The sequence below is a fragment of the Streptomyces sp. CA-179760 genome (assembly GCF_050937045.1).
Lineage (GTDB): Bacteria > Actinomycetota > Actinomycetes > Streptomycetales > Streptomycetaceae > Streptomyces.
The window spans coordinates 2,183,860-2,197,772 of record NZ_JBNJLZ010000001.1; the positions used below are offsets into that span (position 1 = coordinate 2,183,860).

13 protein-coding genes, 1 rRNA gene and 1 pseudogene are annotated in these 13,913 nt (G+C 68.4%); 7 read left to right on the forward strand and 8 right to left on the reverse strand.

Annotated elements, in window-relative coordinates; genetic code table 11:
- Positions 1-74: 74 nt before the first annotated feature.
- Both ACQEV8_RS09715 and ACQEV8_RS09720 read right to left on the reverse strand, forming a co-directional pair.
- Positions 75-1,602, reverse strand: a 16S ribosomal RNA gene (locus ACQEV8_RS09715).
- Between the two features lie 526 nt (positions 1,603-2,128).
- The gene (locus tag ACQEV8_RS09720; RefSeq protein WP_432959033.1) at positions 2,129-2,770 is read right to left on the reverse strand and encodes a DNA-3-methyladenine glycosylase; all 642 of its coding nucleotides are present in this window, start codon (positions 2,768-2,770) and stop codon (positions 2,129-2,131) included.
- Positions 2,771-2,915: 145 nt separating this feature from the next.
- On the opposite strand from ACQEV8_RS09720, the gene ACQEV8_RS09725 reads away from it, so the two are divergent.
- From ACQEV8_RS09725 to ACQEV8_RS09735, 3 genes are all read left to right on the forward strand, one after another.
- Positions 2,916-3,698 carry a sporulation protein gene (locus ACQEV8_RS09725; RefSeq protein ID WP_432959035.1) on the forward strand — a complete coding sequence of 261 codons (783 nt, stop codon included), beginning with the start codon at positions 2,916-2,918 and terminating at the stop codon, positions 3,696-3,698.
- A 40-nt stretch (positions 3,699-3,738) separates the two neighbouring features.
- A complete protein-coding gene (locus tag ACQEV8_RS09730) occupies positions 3,739-4,278 on the forward strand; it encodes a YbhB/YbcL family Raf kinase inhibitor-like protein (protein WP_391108327.1) in 540 nt (179 codons plus the stop codon).
- 207 nt (positions 4,279-4,485) lie between these two features.
- Positions 4,486-4,992: an HNH endonuclease gene (locus ACQEV8_RS09735; protein ID WP_432959037.1), complete on the forward strand. Its 507-nt coding sequence runs from the start codon at positions 4,486-4,488 to the stop codon at positions 4,990-4,992.
- A 103-nt stretch (positions 4,993-5,095) separates the two neighbouring features.
- Here the strand turns inward: ACQEV8_RS09735 and ACQEV8_RS09740 are convergent, their stop codons facing one another.
- The 3 genes and pseudogenes from ACQEV8_RS09740 to ACQEV8_RS09750 all read right to left on the reverse strand — a co-directional run bounded on the left by ACQEV8_RS09740 (position 5,096) and on the right by ACQEV8_RS09750 (position 7,509).
- Complete coding sequence (locus ACQEV8_RS09740; RefSeq protein WP_432959039.1) at positions 5,096-6,055, reverse strand: SPFH domain-containing protein; 960 nt, start codon at positions 6,053-6,055, stop codon at positions 5,096-5,098.
- Positions 6,056-6,186: 131 nt separating this feature from the next.
- On the reverse strand, positions 6,187-6,618 hold the full coding sequence (locus tag ACQEV8_RS09745) for an NfeD family protein (RefSeq protein ID WP_432959041.1): 432 nt from the start codon (positions 6,616-6,618) through the stop codon (positions 6,187-6,189).
- Positions 6,619-6,712: 94 nt separating this feature from the next.
- Positions 6,713-7,509 (reverse strand): annotated as a pseudogene (locus tag ACQEV8_RS09750) (ABC transporter ATP-binding protein).
- Positions 7,510-7,670: 161 nt separating this feature from the next.
- Here ACQEV8_RS09750 and ACQEV8_RS09755 point away from each other — a divergent pair.
- A complete protein-coding gene (locus ACQEV8_RS09755) occupies positions 7,671-8,459 on the forward strand; it encodes a hypothetical protein (protein ID WP_432959043.1) in 789 nt (262 codons plus the stop codon).
- 214 nt (positions 8,460-8,673) lie between these two features.
- Here ACQEV8_RS09755 and ACQEV8_RS09760 read toward each other — a convergent pair whose 3' ends face one another.
- The 3 genes from ACQEV8_RS09760 to ACQEV8_RS09770 form a co-directional block, all read right to left on the reverse strand.
- On the reverse strand, positions 8,674-8,919 hold the full coding sequence (locus tag ACQEV8_RS09760) for a chaplin (protein ID WP_432959045.1): 246 nt from the start codon (positions 8,917-8,919) through the stop codon (positions 8,674-8,676).
- A gap of 156 nt (positions 8,920-9,075) precedes the next feature.
- Positions 9,076-9,717, reverse strand: a complete 642-nt coding sequence (locus ACQEV8_RS09765; protein ID WP_432959047.1) for a response regulator — start codon at positions 9,715-9,717, stop codon at positions 9,076-9,078.
- Positions 9,710-10,855, reverse strand: coding sequence for a GAF domain-containing sensor histidine kinase (locus ACQEV8_RS09770; RefSeq protein WP_432959049.1), 1,146 nt, complete (start codon positions 10,853-10,855; stop codon positions 9,710-9,712). Before ACQEV8_RS09770 ends, ACQEV8_RS09765 begins: the two co-directional genes overlap by 8 nt.
- A 235-nt stretch (positions 10,856-11,090) precedes the next feature.
- Between ACQEV8_RS09770 and ACQEV8_RS09775 the strand changes: the two genes are divergently transcribed.
- From ACQEV8_RS09775 to ACQEV8_RS09785, 3 genes are all read left to right on the forward strand, one after another.
- Positions 11,091-11,789: an SDR family NAD(P)-dependent oxidoreductase gene (locus ACQEV8_RS09775; RefSeq protein WP_432959050.1), complete on the forward strand. Its 699-nt coding sequence runs from the start codon at positions 11,091-11,093 to the stop codon at positions 11,787-11,789.
- On the forward strand, positions 11,786-12,865 hold the full coding sequence (locus ACQEV8_RS09780) for an S-adenosylmethionine:tRNA ribosyltransferase-isomerase (protein WP_432959052.1): 1,080 nt from the start codon (positions 11,786-11,788) through the stop codon (positions 12,863-12,865). Before ACQEV8_RS09775 ends, ACQEV8_RS09780 begins: the two co-directional genes overlap by 4 nt.
- 307 nt (positions 12,866-13,172) lie before the next feature.
- On the forward strand, positions 13,173-13,901 hold the full coding sequence (locus ACQEV8_RS09785; RefSeq protein ID WP_432959054.1) for a transglycosylase SLT domain-containing protein: 729 nt from the start codon (positions 13,173-13,175) through the stop codon (positions 13,899-13,901).
- The last annotated feature ends 12 nt before the right edge of the window (positions 13,902-13,913 follow it).

Below are 13,913 nucleotides of genomic sequence, written 5' to 3' on the forward strand. Positions count from 1 at the left end.
AGCAACCAGCATCAGACATTCGCTGATGTACTGGCCTCTGGACAACCTTGCGGCTGCCTAGAAGTGCTCCTTAGAAAGGAGGTGATCCAGCCGCACCTTCCGGTACGGCTACCTTGTTACGACTTCGTCCCAATCGCCAGTCCCACCTTCGACAGCTCCCTCCCACAAGGGGTTGGGCCACCGGCTTCGGGTGTTACCGACTTTCGTGACGTGACGGGCGGTGTGTACAAGGCCCGGGAACGTATTCACCGCAGCAATGCTGATCTGCGATTACTAGCGACTCCGACTTCATGGGGTCGAGTTGCAGACCCCAATCCGAACTGAGACCGGCTTTTTGAGATTCGCTCCACCTCGCGGTATCGCAGCTCATTGTACCGGCCATTGTAGCACGTGTGCAGCCCAAGACATAAGGGGCATGATGACTTGACGTCGTCCCCACCTTCCTCCGAGTTGACCCCGGCGGTCTCCCGTGAGTCCCCAACACCCCCGAAGGGGCTTGCTGGCAACACGGGACAAGGGTTGCGCTCGTTGCGGGACTTAACCCAACATCTCACGACACGAGCTGACGACAGCCATGCACCACCTGTACACCGACCACAAGGGGGCGCCTGTCTCCAGACGTTTCCGGTGTATGTCAAGCCTTGGTAAGGTTCTTCGCGTTGCGTCGAATTAAGCCACATGCTCCGCCGCTTGTGCGGGCCCCCGTCAATTCCTTTGAGTTTTAGCCTTGCGGCCGTACTCCCCAGGCGGGGCACTTAATGCGTTAGCTGCGGCACGGACAACGTGGAATGTTGCCCACACCTAGTGCCCACCGTTTACGGCGTGGACTACCAGGGTATCTAATCCTGTTCGCTCCCCACGCTTTCGCTCCTCAGCGTCAGTATCGGCCCAGAGATCCGCCTTCGCCACCGGTGTTCCTCCTGATATCTGCGCATTTCACCGCTACACCAGGAATTCCGATCTCCCCTACCGAACTCTAGCCTGCCCGTATCGACTGCAGACCCGGGGTTAAGCCCCGGGCTTTCACAACCGACGTGACAAGCCGCCTACGAGCTCTTTACGCCCAATAATTCCGGACAACGCTCGCGCCCTACGTATTACCGCGGCTGCTGGCACGTAGTTAGCCGGCGCTTCTTCTGCAGGTACCGTCACTTTCGCTTCTTCCCTGCTGAAAGAGGTTTACAACCCGAAGGCCGTCATCCCTCACGCGGCGTCGCTGCATCAGGCTTTCGCCCATTGTGCAATATTCCCCACTGCTGCCTCCCGTAGGAGTCTGGGCCGTGTCTCAGTCCCAGTGTGGCCGGTCGCCCTCTCAGGCCGGCTACCCGTCGTCGCCTTGGTGAGCCATTACCTCACCAACAAGCTGATAGGCCGCGGGCTCATCCTTCACCGCCGGAGCTTTTAACCTCCACTCAGGAGAGTGGAAGTGTTATCCGGTATTAGACCCCGTTTCCAGGGCTTGTCCCAGAGTGAAGGGCAGATTGCCCACGTGTTACTCACCCGTTCGCCACTAATCCACCCCGAAGGGCTTCATCGTTCGACTTGCATGTGTTAAGCACGCCGCCAGCGTTCGTCCTGAGCCAGGATCAAACTCTCCGTGAATGTGTACCGGTAATCCGGTGCCACAGCACGAGAGCGGAACAGTCAGGCGGAATAGGCCCGACCGTTCACAGCGTCCTCGCTGTGTTTTTTCAAAGGAACCTCGTCCCAGCCTGACGGCCGGAGACGGGGTATCAACATATCTGGCGTTGACTTTTGGCACGCTGTTGAGTTCTCAAGGAACGGTTGCTTCCTTTGTACTCACCCTCTCGGGCTTTCCTCCGGGCGCTTCCCTTCGGTCTTGCGTTTCCGACTCTATCAGATCCTTTTTCGATCCGATTCCCTGTCGGCGGGATTTGCCGTGGGACCTTGGCTTTCGCCTGTCGGCCTTTCGACATTCACTACGTTAGCCGATTCGCCGTCCAACTCATAATCGAGTCTGTGGACATCGAATTCAGGCATGCGGGCACGCCGAATTCGCCCCTGCTGAGGGGGGTGACTAGGTAGTGGGTTGGCCGCTTCCGGGTGCTGGCGATTGCCGTACCCGTTTCAGCGGCTCGGGCCACATTACGCATCCTGCGGGGACGCGTCAACTTCGGCGGCGCCTCGGGACATGGGCGCGATAGGGACTCACCGTCGGGTCGTTGGCGACCCAGAAGCGCCATGGGTGCACGGCGCCGTCGCCGGACACACCGGTGCGCGGGCCGTTGAGTACCTGGTCGGAGGGCACGGGGATGCCGGTCAGCATGCGAAGGGGGGTGTCCTCGGGGGTGCACGCGTCCGTGCCGTCCAGGGAGCGGTCCACGCCCAGGGCAGTGGCCAGTCGGGCAGGGCCTTTGGCCAGTTCCTTGTCGTTGCGGGCCGAGAGTCGACGGGTACGGGCCAGTTCGGCGCCCTCGATGATCTCGCCGGCGCGGAGCAGGACCGCGCTTGCCTTGTTCTCAGGGCCGCACACCAGGTTCATGCAGAACCACATGCCATAGGTGAAGTAGACGTAGACGTGCCCAGGCGGACCGAACATCACGTTGTTGCGGGCCGTGCGGCCGCGATAGGCGTGGGAGCCGGAGTCGTCGGAGCCGTCGTAAGCCTCGACCTCTGTGAGGCGGAGGGCGATCGGACCGTCCGGGGTGGTGCGTACCAGGATGCGGCCGAGGAGGTCGGGGGCGACATCGAGGACGGGCCGGTCGAAGAACTCCCTGGACAGGGGCGTACGGTCGGGGGTCGCGATCATGCCGTCCGAGGGTACTGAAGACGGGTGGTGCGGCGGGGTGGCCAGCGGACGCCGGCCTTGCCAGGGTGAGGGCATGGAACCGGCCACGGCCGGATCGCGTTTGTATGGATCAAGGATCCACCCGTAGTGGGCGAGAGGGAGAGACATGGCGTTCAAGAAGCTGCTCGCGAGCCTGGGGGCCGGCGGGGCTTCGGTCGAGACGGTGCTGCACGAGGTCAACGTCGTCCCGGGCGGTGTCGTCCAGGGTGAGGTGCGGATCCAGGGCGGGTCCGTGAACCAGCAGATCGAGGGGCTCTCGGTCGGGCTGCAGGCCAAGGTCGAGGTGGAGAGCGGCGACCAGGAGTACAAGCAGGACATCGAGTTCACGAAGTCGCGGCTGGGCGGGGCGTTCGAGCTCCAGGCGAACGCGGTGCACGCGGTGCCGTTCGGGCTGGAGATCCCGTGGGAGACCCCGATCACGATGATCGACGGGCAGGCGCTTCGCGGCATGAACATCGGGGTGTCCACTGAGCTGGAGATCGCGCGTGCCGTGGACTCCGGTGACCTGGACCCGGTCAACGTTCACCCGCTGCCGGCGCAGAAGGCGATCCTGGACGCGTTCATCCAGCTGGGCTTCCGGTTCAAGAACGCGGACATGGAGCGCGGTGTCATCCGGGGTACGCGGCAGAAGCTGCCGTTCTACCAGGAGATCGAGTTCTACCCACCGCAGCAGTACCGGGGGCTGAACCAGGTCGAGCTGAGCTTCGTGGCCGATGAGCAGGCCATGGACGTGGTGCTCGAGATGGACAAGAAGCCGGGGCTGTTCAGCGAGAGCAGCGACACCTTCCGTTCCTTCAAGGTGGGGCTGCAGGACTACCAGGGCACCGACTGGACCGCGTACCTCAACCAGTGGCTGTCCGAGGTCGGCAGCAAGCGCAACTGGTTCTAGGCTCGGGGCTGACTGAACGAATCGATCAGGAGGTACCGAGGTGACCGAGCTCAAGCGGCGGCCGCTCCCCCATGACTTCCATCCGCCCGTACCCTCGTTCACGGTCACGAGCAAGGATGTCGAGGAGGGTGCGACGCTCCAGGACGCTCAGGTCTACGCGGCCGGCAACACCTCGCCGCAGTTGCGGTGGGAGGGCTTCCCGCCCGAGACCAAGAGCTTCGCCGTGACCTGCTACGACCCCGATGCCCCGACGGGCAGCGGGTTCTGGCACTGGGTGCTGTTCGACATCCCGGGCTCGGTGACCGAGCTGCCGGTGGGTGCGGGCAGCGGCGCGTTCGAGGGTCTGCCCGAGGGCGCGATCCAGGCGCGTAACGACTACGGGAGCAAGGAGTTCGGTGGTGCCGCGCCACCGCCCGGGGACGGTCCGCACCGTTACGTGTTCACGGTGTACGCCGTGGATTCGGAGAAGCTCGGTCCGGATGCGGAGGCTTCGCCTGCCGTCGTGGGCTTCAACCTGCGGTTTCACACCATCGGGCGTGCCCAGCTGATCGGTGAGTACGAGGTGCCCGCCGAAGGCTGAGCCGTCGTCCGGCGATCCCAGCGTTCACAGAACGTTTGCCCGCTCCTGGTCTTGGAATTGATCAGGAGCGGGCATTTTTGTTGCCGGGGGCACGGGGGTCACCCCCGTGAGAGCAGCAGATATTGCGTTGTCCATCTCGGCGTGCCCGGCCAGAGTTGATCCCAGCCCGCCAGGGGGTGGGCCGGTGCACACGGGAGGTGGGCTGGTATGCGGGACACGCTGGTACTCAACGCGAGCTTCGAGCCGCTGTCGACGGTAACGCTGAACCGAGCCGTCGTTCTGGTGCTTCAGGACAAGGCCGTCGTCGAGCAGGCCCACCCCGAACTGCGGATGAGGGGAGCCGCAGTCGACATACCGGCGCCCCGAGTCATCAGGCTCTGCCAGTACGTACGGGTGCCCTTCCGAAGACGAGCACCGTGGTCGAGGCGGGGCGTGCTGGTCCGGGACCGGAACCGGTGCGCGTACTGCGGGAGGCGGGCGACGACGGTCGACCACGTGGTGCCGCGGTCGCGGGGCGGGCAGGACTCGTGGCTGAACACGGTGGCCTCATGTGCGGAGGACAATCACCGCAAGGCGAACCGGACTCCGGTGGAGGCGGGTATGCCGTTGCTTCAGGAGCCGTTCGAGCCGACGCCGGCGGACGCGATGCTGCTGGCGCTGGGGCAGGACGACTTCGACGCGCTGCCGGAGTGGCTGGCGCAGCCCGCCGCCTAGCTGACCTGGCACGACTGGCGTGGCCTGACCGTCATGGCCTGGCTGGCATACGAAGGGGGCCCGCTTCTCTGGGAAGCGGGCCCCCTTCGTGGTGTGTGCCGGGTCAGTCGATGGACGGCTTCTCGCGGCGCTCCTGGGCGGGGACGCCGGCACCGGAAGAGCCGCCGTTGCCGCCGGAACCGCCGCCGAGGCCGCCGAAGTTGCCCATTGCGCCAGAGAGGCCCTTGAGGGCGTCGCCGATCTCGCTGGGGACGATCCAGAGCTTGTTGGCGTCGCCTTCGGCGATCTTGGGGAGCATCTGGAGGTACTGGTAGGAGAGGAGCTTCTGGTCCGGGTCTCCGGCGTGGATGGCCTCGAAGACCGTACGGACGGCCTGGGCCTCGCCCTCGGCGCGCAGGGCGGCCGCCTTGGCCTCACCTTCGGCGCGCAGGATCTGGGACTGCTTCTCACCTTCGGCGCGCAGGATCTCGGACTGCCGGACACCTTCGGCCTGGAGGATCGCGGCGCGCTTGTCCCGGTCGGCGCGCATCTGCTTCTCCATCGAGTCCTGGATGGAGGTGGGCGGTTCGATCGCCTTGAGTTCGACGCGGTTGACGCGGATGCCCCACTTGCCGGTGGCCTCGTCGAGGACGCCGCGCAGGGCCGCGTTGATCTCCTCGCGGGAGGTCAGGGTCCGCTCCAGGTCCATGCCGCCGATGATGTTGCGCAGCGTGGTGACGGTGAGCTGCTCGATCGCCTGGATGTAGCTGGCGACTTCGTAGGTCGCGGCCCGTGCGTCGGTCACCTGGTAGTAGATGACGGTGTCGATGTTGACCACCAGGTTGTCCTGGGTGATCACCGGCTGCGGCGGGAAGGGGACGACCTGTTCACGCAGGTCGATGCGGTTGCGGATGGTGTCTATGAACGGGACGACGATGTTGAGGCCCGCGTTGAGTGTCCGCGTGTAGCGGCCGAACCGCTCGACGATGGCCGCGCTGGCCTGTGGGATGACTTGGATCGTCTTGATCAGGGCGATGAAGACCAACACCACCAGAATGATCAGGACGATGATGACCGGTTCCATCGTCGTTCCCCGTACCCTTCTTCGCCTCGGCGACTTCGGCAGATCTTATGGTTGTTGAAGATCTTGCTGGTCGAGTCTGTCAGACCGTCGCGTAGCTGGCGAGGAGTTCACTCCAGTTACGTCCTGCGAGGTCACATGACGATCGCAGTGGCTCCCTCGATGTCCACGACGTCCACTTCCTGGCCTACTTCGTAGGCACGGTCGGTGTCGAGGGCGCGGGCCGACCAGACCTCTCCGGCCAGCTTGATCCGGCCGCCGGAGGCGTCGACGCGTTCCAGGACGACGGCTTGTCTGCCTTTCAGCGCGTCCACGCCCGTGGCGAGTTGGGGTCGCTGGGCGCGATGCCGGTTCGCGATGGGCCGTACGACGGCGATGCCGGCGGTCGAGATCACCGCGAAGACCACGACCTGGGCGACGGCTCCGCCACCGAAGACGCCGGTGACCGTCGCCGCGGCGACGGCACCCACCGCGAGCATGCCGAGTTCGGGCATCGCGGTGACCACGAGCGCGATGCCGAGCGCTGCCGCGCCGATCAGCCACCACAGCCATGCGTCGATTTCCACATGGTCATGGTAGGTCCGACGCCCTGTCGCCGACAGGGCGCCCAGCGTGTGAAATGCCGTTCTTACTCTGGCACTTGTGCGGCGTGGGGCCGGGTCAGGACAGCGGGAGGCCTTGTGCGGTCCAGCGCTCGCCCGCCTGTTCGACGACGAGCGGGAGGCCGAAGCAGAGGGAGAGGTTGCGGGAGGTGAGTTCGAGCTCCAGCGGACCGGCCGCGAGGACCTTGCCCTGGCGGATCATGAGGACGTGGGTGAAGCCCGGGGGATCTCCTCGACATGGTGGGTGACCATGAGCATCGAGGGGGCGATCGGGTCGAGGGCGAGTCGGCCGAGGCGCCGGACGAGGTCCTCGCGGCCGCCGAGGTCGAGCCCGGCGGCGGGCTCGTCGAGGAGGAGCAGCTCCGGGTCGGTCATCAGGGCGCGGGCGATGAGGGTGCGCTTGCGCTCGCCCTCGGAGAGCGTGCCGAACCTGCGCTCCAGGTAGTCGCTCATGCCGAGGCGGTCGAGGAAGGCGCGGGCGCGCTGCTCGTCGATCTCCTCGTAGTCCTCGTGCCAGGTGGCGGTCATGCCGTACGCGGCGGTCAGCACGGTCTCCAGCACCGTCTGGCGCTTCGGGAGCTTCTCGGCCATGGCGATGCCGGCCATGCCGATTCGCGGGCGCAGCTCGAAGACGTCGGTGCCGGGCCTGCCGAGGGTCTCGCCGAGGATGGCGGCGCTGCCCGCGCTCGGGTAGAGGTAGGTGGAAGCGAGGTTGAGGAGGGTGGTCTTGCCGGCGCCGTTCGGGCCCAGGATGACCCAGCGCTCGCCCTCCTTGACCGACCAGGAGACCTGGTCCACCAGAGCCCGGCCCTCGCGGACCACGGATACGTCCTGAAGCTCCAGAACATCGCTCATGAGCGCGTTGTCTCCCCTTGCAGTGTGGCCGGTCTCGGCTGTCGCGTAAGCCTGTGGCTCGGTCCGCCGCGCCGGTGGGCGCAGCCCTCCATGAAATCTACGCCACCGGTCGGTCCGGGCATTCCCTCGGTCCGGGTCTTGGGCTCTCTTAGGGTGGGGGCATGCTCTCGGAACCACGTGCTGGACGTCTCGCGGCTTGGGGAAATGCCCTTTTGGCCGGACTTGTCTCACCTGATGACGCCGTACTCGCCATCGTCGGCGAGGACGCGGTGCACCGGGTGGAGGGGCTGCCCGGGGATTCGGCGCCCGTCGGGCTCACGCTCGCGCTGGGGCGGCTGCGGACACTCGGGGTGACCGGGCTGCGGCTCGCGCTGCCCGCGCCCGGGCATCCGCTGGGGCTGAGCGGGCCGCCGGAGTTCAACGCGCGGGCGCTGGATGCCGAGCAGGCGGTGGTCTGTTACGGCGCCGCGTTCGGGCTGGTGCCGGAGGTGTACGAGGCAGGGCCCGAGGGTGATGTGCATGTCGAGGTCGTGTGGCACGTACTGCCCGTGCGGGAGGCGCCGCCCGCGGATGTGCCGTCGCTGGGTGAGGCCGAGCGGGAGCTGGCGGAGGCCCTGCGGGAGGCGACGGAGCTGCTGACGCGGCTGGATGTGGCCGGGTCGGGGCCGGTGGCCGAGGCGGCGATCGATGCGTATCGGGCGCGGGCCGAGCGGGGGCGGGAGGTGCTGGCACCTGGGTATCCACCACGGGCGGTGCGGGTGCTGGAGTTGGCGCAGCGGGTGGGGACGTTGATCGTGGTGGCGACGGAGAGTGGGCACGGGGGTGCGGTGAGTGCGTCCGAGATGGGGGCGCGGCGGGAGGCGTTGCGGCCGGTGGAGCGGACGGCTCGGCGGGCGCAGGTCGCGGCGTACAACTCCGTTGTGGAGGAGCGGGAGCGGGGGGTGCGGTGACGGTCGCCGGGTGCTCGGCGTCGGTGCTGGGGCAGGTGGGTGCGCAGCCCGGCGGAGCGGGGTGCCGCTGCGCCCACCCGTGCCGCCCCTAGCGGCACGCATGCCCGCAGCGGGGGCGGCCGCATGCCCGCAGCTATGCCGAACGGCCTCCCGGGCGGGCCGGGAGGCCGGGGTCACCTTCGGCTCGGAGGCGAAGGTGAAGGTGAAGGTGAAGTCACTTGTTGACGGCGAGGTTGCCGAACGCCGGGTTCAGGACGCCGATGACGTTCACGCTGTTGCCGGAGACGTTGACCGGGACGTGCACCGGGGCCTGGACCACGTTGCCCGAGGCGACACCCGGCGAGCCGATGGCGCTGCCGTCGGCGTGCGAGCCGCTCGTGGCGGAGGCCATGCCCGCACCGGCGGCCAGCAGCCCACCGGTCACCATCGTCACGGCAGCGGCCTTCTTCAGGTTCTTCACTTCTGAGCCCTCCTTGCGATCGCCGCGGCAGGCGCCGCGGCACGCACTGGAGAACGGCTGAGCTCCACCGAGGATGCGCCGTACGGGGGACATTCCCACGACAGTATGAATCTCGGTCCGGAGTGGAACCTTCCACGTTGCCGTGGGGTGAGCGTGTCAGCCGGTCACGCCATGGCGAACGGCCCACAGAGCGGCCTGGGTTCGGTCGGACAGGTCGAGCTTCATCAGGATGTTCGAGACATGGGTCTTGACGGTCTTCTCGGAGAGGACGAGCGCGCGGGCGATCTCCCGGTTGGAGCGGCCGTCCGCTATCAGGCCGAGCACCTCGCGCTCCCGGTCGGTGAGAGAGCCGGCCCTTCCCGGCCCAGAGTTGGCCTCCTCCTGGGACAGCAGGGCGCCTGCCACCTCCGGCTGGAGGAGGATGTGCCCGGCGTGGACGGAGCGGATGGCTCCGGCGAGGGCGTCGGGGTCGACGTCCTTGTAGACGAATCCGGCGGCGCCCGCTCGCAGGGCCGGCACCACCGTGCGCTGCTCGGTGAAGCTGGTGACGACCAGCACGCGCGCGGGGTTGTCGAGTTCGCGGAGTCTGCGCAGTGCGTCGACACCGTCCATGCCCGGCATCTTGACGTCCATGAGGATGACGTCGGGTTTCAACTCCTCGGCTCGGTCGACTCCTTCGGCGCCGTCCGCGGCCTCGCCGACGACCTCGATGTCGTCCTGCACCTCGAGGAAGGTGCGCAGGCCCCGGCGGACGACCTGGTGGTCGTCGACGAGCAGTACCTTGATCGCGTCAGCCACCGGGGACCTCCATCTCGATCGTGGTGCCCTTGCCGGGCGCCGATTCCACGGTCAGCGTGCCGCCGGCCCCGCTCGCCCGGTCCCGCATGGAGACCAGGCCCAGATGGCGCCCCGCGCGCCGCACCGCTTGCGGGTCGAAGCCGCAGCCGTCGTCCGTGACCCGCAGGACGGCTCCGCCGCCGCGGCGGTCCAGGGTCACGTCGACATGGTCGGCGCCGGAGTGGCGCAGGGCGTTGTGCAAGGCCTCCTGGGCGACGCGCAGGAGGGCTTCCTCCTGGGAAGCGGGCAGGGCCTTCACGCCATGGCCGGCGAAGGTCACCCCGGCGGTGTGTGCGCGGTCGAGGACCTGGACCTGCGTGCGCAGGGTGGCCACGAGGCCGTCCTCGTCGAGGGCTGCGGGGCGCAGCTCGACGACCGCTGCCCGCAGTTCGTCGGCGGCCTCGGCGGCCAGGACCGCCACCTGATGGAGTTCGCCCTTGGCGCGGGAGGGGTCCCGGTCCACCAGGCGGGCCGCGGCCTGGGCCGTCAGGCGGAGGGAGAAGAGCTTCTGGCTGACCGCGTCGTGCAGTTCATGGGCGAGGCGGGAGCGCTCCTCGGCGATGGTCAGTTCGCGGCTGCGTTCGTAGAGGCGGGCGTTGGTGAGGGCGATCGCGGCGTGCTGGGCGAGGATGCCGAGGAGTTCCTCGTCGTCCGCCGTGAAGCCACAGCCGCCTTCGGGCTTCTCGCAGTTCTTGTTCGCGAGGAACAGTGCGCCGATGACCTCGTCGCCGTCGCGGATCGGCAGGCCCAGGAAGTCGACCAGGTCGGGGTGGGCCTTCGGCCAGCCCTCGAAGCGGGGGTCCTTGCGGACGTCGGCGAGGCGCTCGGACCTGGCCTCGTGCAGCATCGCGGCGAGGATGCCGTGCTGGCGCGGGAGGGGGCCGATGGCCTTCCACTGCTCCTCGCTGACGCCGTCGACCACGAACTGGGCGAAGCCGCCGTGATCGTCCGGCACGCCGAGCGCGGCGTACTGCGCGTCGAGCAGCTCGCGGGCCGAGGCGACGATCGTCTTGAGGACGTCGCGGACCTCGAGATGCCTGCTCATGGCCAGCAACGCCGAGCTCACCGCGGCGAGGCCGGACCGGGGACCGTGACTCATGTCCTCACGGTACCGGCGGGCTGTGACAGCGCGGATCGGACCGGTGGCGGCGGGTGCCCGGTCCGGTGGGCCTAGGTCGCGGGGCCGAGCCGGGTGGGCTGCGCGGCGTAGGACCGGGGCGCCGGGCCGGTGGCGTAGGGCGAAGGGACCCGGTGGATTGCGGCCCCCGTCCGAGGTGGTCCGGGCGGCTCCGTTCCTACGTTGAGGGCACGCGATCACGACAAGGGAGCCGATCATGCCGGTTGCGATCATCACAGGGGCCTCGAAGGGCCTGGGCCGTGCGCTCGCCGAGGCGCTGGCCGGGCGGGGCTGGGACCTGGTGCTCGATGCCAGGGGTGCCGAGGCGCTGACCGAGGCGGCTCGGGCCGTCTCCGCGGACGGCACGCGTGTGACCGCCCTGCCAGGGGACGTCACCGACGCCGGGCACCGGGCGGAGCTGGTGTCGGCGGCGGGGCGGCTGGGCGGCGTCGACCTGCTGGTGCACAACGCGAGCGCGCTGGGCGCCGAGCCGCTGGTGCGGCTGGAGGCGCTGCCCCTGGAGGGGCTGCGCCGGGCGCTGGAGGTGAACCTGGTGGCGGGGCTCGGCCTGGTCCGGGAGGCGCTGCCGCTGCTGCGGGCCTCGGGGGCGGGCACGGTCGTCGCCGTCAGCTCGGACGCTGCGGCCGAGGCGTACGAGAGTTGGGGCGGCTACGGGGCGTCCAAGGCGGCTCTGGACCATCTCATGGCGGTGCTCGCAGTGGAGGAGCCGGGGCTGCGGGTCTGGGCGGTGGATCCCGGGGACATGGCCACGGACCTGTACGCGGCGGCCGTACCGGACGATCATGGTCCGCGGCCGGAGCCGGCGGCTGTGGTGCCGGGGTTCCTGCGGCTGCTGGACGAGCGTCCGGCGAGCGGGCGGTACGGGGCTCCGGCCCTGCTGGACGGGGCCCGATGACATCGGCCGTGCGGGTACCGGAGGAGCTGTCGGCCCGGGTGCCGGTCGAGCAGCGGGGGCCCGGGCTGGACCGGGACGCCGTACGGATGCTGGTGTCGCGGGGTGCGGGGGTGGCGCATCACACGTTCACGGAGCTGCCGCGGCTGTTGCGGGCCGGGGATCTGCTCGTGGTCAACACCTCGGCCACGCTGGCGGCTGCCGTCGACGGGTGGGTCGGGCACGCACGCGTGGTGGTGCACTTCTCCACCTCCGGGGACGACGGTCGCTGGGCGGTGGAGCTGCGGGAGCCCGACGGGCGGGGCACCACGCGCGCACGTGCGGGTGGGCCGGCGGGTTCGGAGGTGTGCCTGCCGGGAGGGGCCCGGCTGGTGCTGGAGGAGCCGCTGAGCGGGCGGAGCGGGCGGCTGTGGTGGGCGCGGGTGTCCGGGCCCGGGGTCGCGGGGCTGCTGCGGGCGTACGGGCGGCCCATTCGCTACTCCTACACGGAGCGTGACCAGCCGCTGTCCGTCTACCAGACGGTGTTCGCGCTGCCGTCGGCGGACGGGGCGGGCAGTGCGGAGATGCCGAGTGCGGCGCGGCCCTTCACGGCGCGGCTGGTTGCGGAGCTGGTGGGCCGGGGGGTGCGGTTCGCGCCGGTCACGCTGCACACGGGGGTGGCGTCGGCGGAGGCGCACGAGCCGCCGTATCCGGAGCGCTTCGCGGTGCCTGCGGCGTCGGCGCGGCTGATCAACGCCGCCAGGGCCGGTGCGGGCCGGGTTCTCGCGGTCGGGACGACGGCGGTGCGGGCCGTGGAGTCGGCGGCGGGTGCCGACGGGGTCGTACGGCCGCGGGCGGGGTGGACCGGTCTGGTGGTGACCCCGGAGCGTGGGGTGCGGGTGGTGGACGGGCTGCTGACCGGGCTGCACGAGCCGGAGGCCTCGCATCTGCTGATGCTGGAGGCGATCGCGGGGCGGGCGGCCATCGAGCGGGGATACGAGGCGGCGCTGCAAGGCCGCTACCTGTGGCACGAGTTCGGGGACGTGCACCTCGTCCTGCCGGGGAAGACCCCTCACACAGCGCATTGCTCAAGCAACTGACAGTGCAGCAGATCTTCGCCTGGTGTGAGCCCTCGCATAGGACCCACGTCACGTACGAAAGGACGTAGGAGACAAAGCCGCACCTATTGAGCGGCACAGACGGTCCAGTCTGCCCCGATTTGCCCTTCCCTGATCCACTATCTTCCTTCGTACGTCACACCTTTGCCACGCCATTTTGCGGCCGCTAAGAATGGCTGCCGTCGCTCAGCGCCGTGGGTTCACCTCCGCGGCGTTTGTGTCGGAAACACACCGAGTCCAACGCCGGACGCCGAGCGACTCCCGCGCTATTCGAAGAGGTCCAACCACCATGCCCAAGAACATCTTCAGCCGTGGCCCCAGTCGTAACATCACCCGTCACCACAAGATCGCCATGGCAGGTGTCGCCACCCTCGGCGCCGCCGCCATCGGGTTCTCCGCGGTGCCGAGCGGCGCTTCGACGAAGACCACGACGGAAGCCGCTCAGTCGGCTCCGGTGGCGTTCAGCAACCAGCAGATCAAGGACGTGAGGGCGAGCGTCACCGACCAGATGGCCGGTGCCAGCCTGAAGGCCGAGCAGATCGAGGCGAAGAAGAAGGCCGACGCCGCGGCTGCCGCCAAGAAGAAGGCCGCCGCCGAGGCGGCGAAGAAGAAGGCCGAGGCCGCACGCGAGGCCAAGGAGGCCGCGAGCCGCGACGCCAAGCGCGCCGAGGCCAAGAAGGCCGCCAAGAAGACCTACCCGAACAACCTCGACGGCTGGATCCGCGAGTCGCTCGACATCCTGAAGAAGCACGACATCCCGGCGTCCTACGACGGCATCCACCGCAACATCATCCGCGAGTCGTCCGGTGACCCGAAGGCCATCAACAACTGGGACATCAACGCGATCAACGGCATCCCGTCGAAGGGTCTGCTGCAGGTCATCCCGCCGACCTTCAAGACCTGGCACGTCGCCGGCACCTCCTGGGACATCTACGACCCGGTAGCCAACATCACCGCCGCCTGCAACTACGCGGCCGACAAGTACGGCTCGATGGACAACGTCGACAGCGCGTACTGAGGTGGCGCGGAC

Excerpts from the sequence above, each read along its gene's own strand:
- ACQEV8_RS09720 (WP_432959033.1), bottom strand. The coding sequence starts at position 2,770 with ATGATCGCGACCCCCGACCGTACGCCCCTGTCCAGGGAGTTCTTCGAC.
- ACQEV8_RS09725 (WP_432959035.1), top strand. The coding sequence starts at position 2,916 with ATGGCGTTCAAGAAGCTGCTCGCGAGCCTGGGGGCCGGCGGGGCTTCG.
- ACQEV8_RS09735 (WP_432959037.1), top strand. The coding sequence starts at position 4,486 with ATGCGGGACACGCTGGTACTCAACGCGAGCTTCGAGCCGCTGTCGACG.
- ACQEV8_RS09740 (WP_432959039.1), bottom strand. The coding sequence starts at position 6,055 with ATGGAACCGGTCATCATCGTCCTGATCATTCTGGTGGTGTTGGTCTTC.
- ACQEV8_RS09755 (WP_432959043.1), top strand. The coding sequence starts at position 7,671 with ATGCTCTCGGAACCACGTGCTGGACGTCTCGCGGCTTGGGGAAATGCC.
- ACQEV8_RS09770 (WP_432959049.1), bottom strand. The coding sequence starts at position 10,855 with ATGAGTCACGGTCCCCGGTCCGGCCTCGCCGCGGTGAGCTCGGCGTTG.
- ACQEV8_RS09775 (WP_432959050.1), top strand. The coding sequence starts at position 11,091 with ATGCCGGTTGCGATCATCACAGGGGCCTCGAAGGGCCTGGGCCGTGCG.
- ACQEV8_RS09780 (WP_432959052.1), top strand. The coding sequence starts at position 11,786 with ATGACATCGGCCGTGCGGGTACCGGAGGAGCTGTCGGCCCGGGTGCCG.
- ACQEV8_RS09785 (WP_432959054.1), top strand. The coding sequence starts at position 13,173 with ATGCCCAAGAACATCTTCAGCCGTGGCCCCAGTCGTAACATCACCCGT.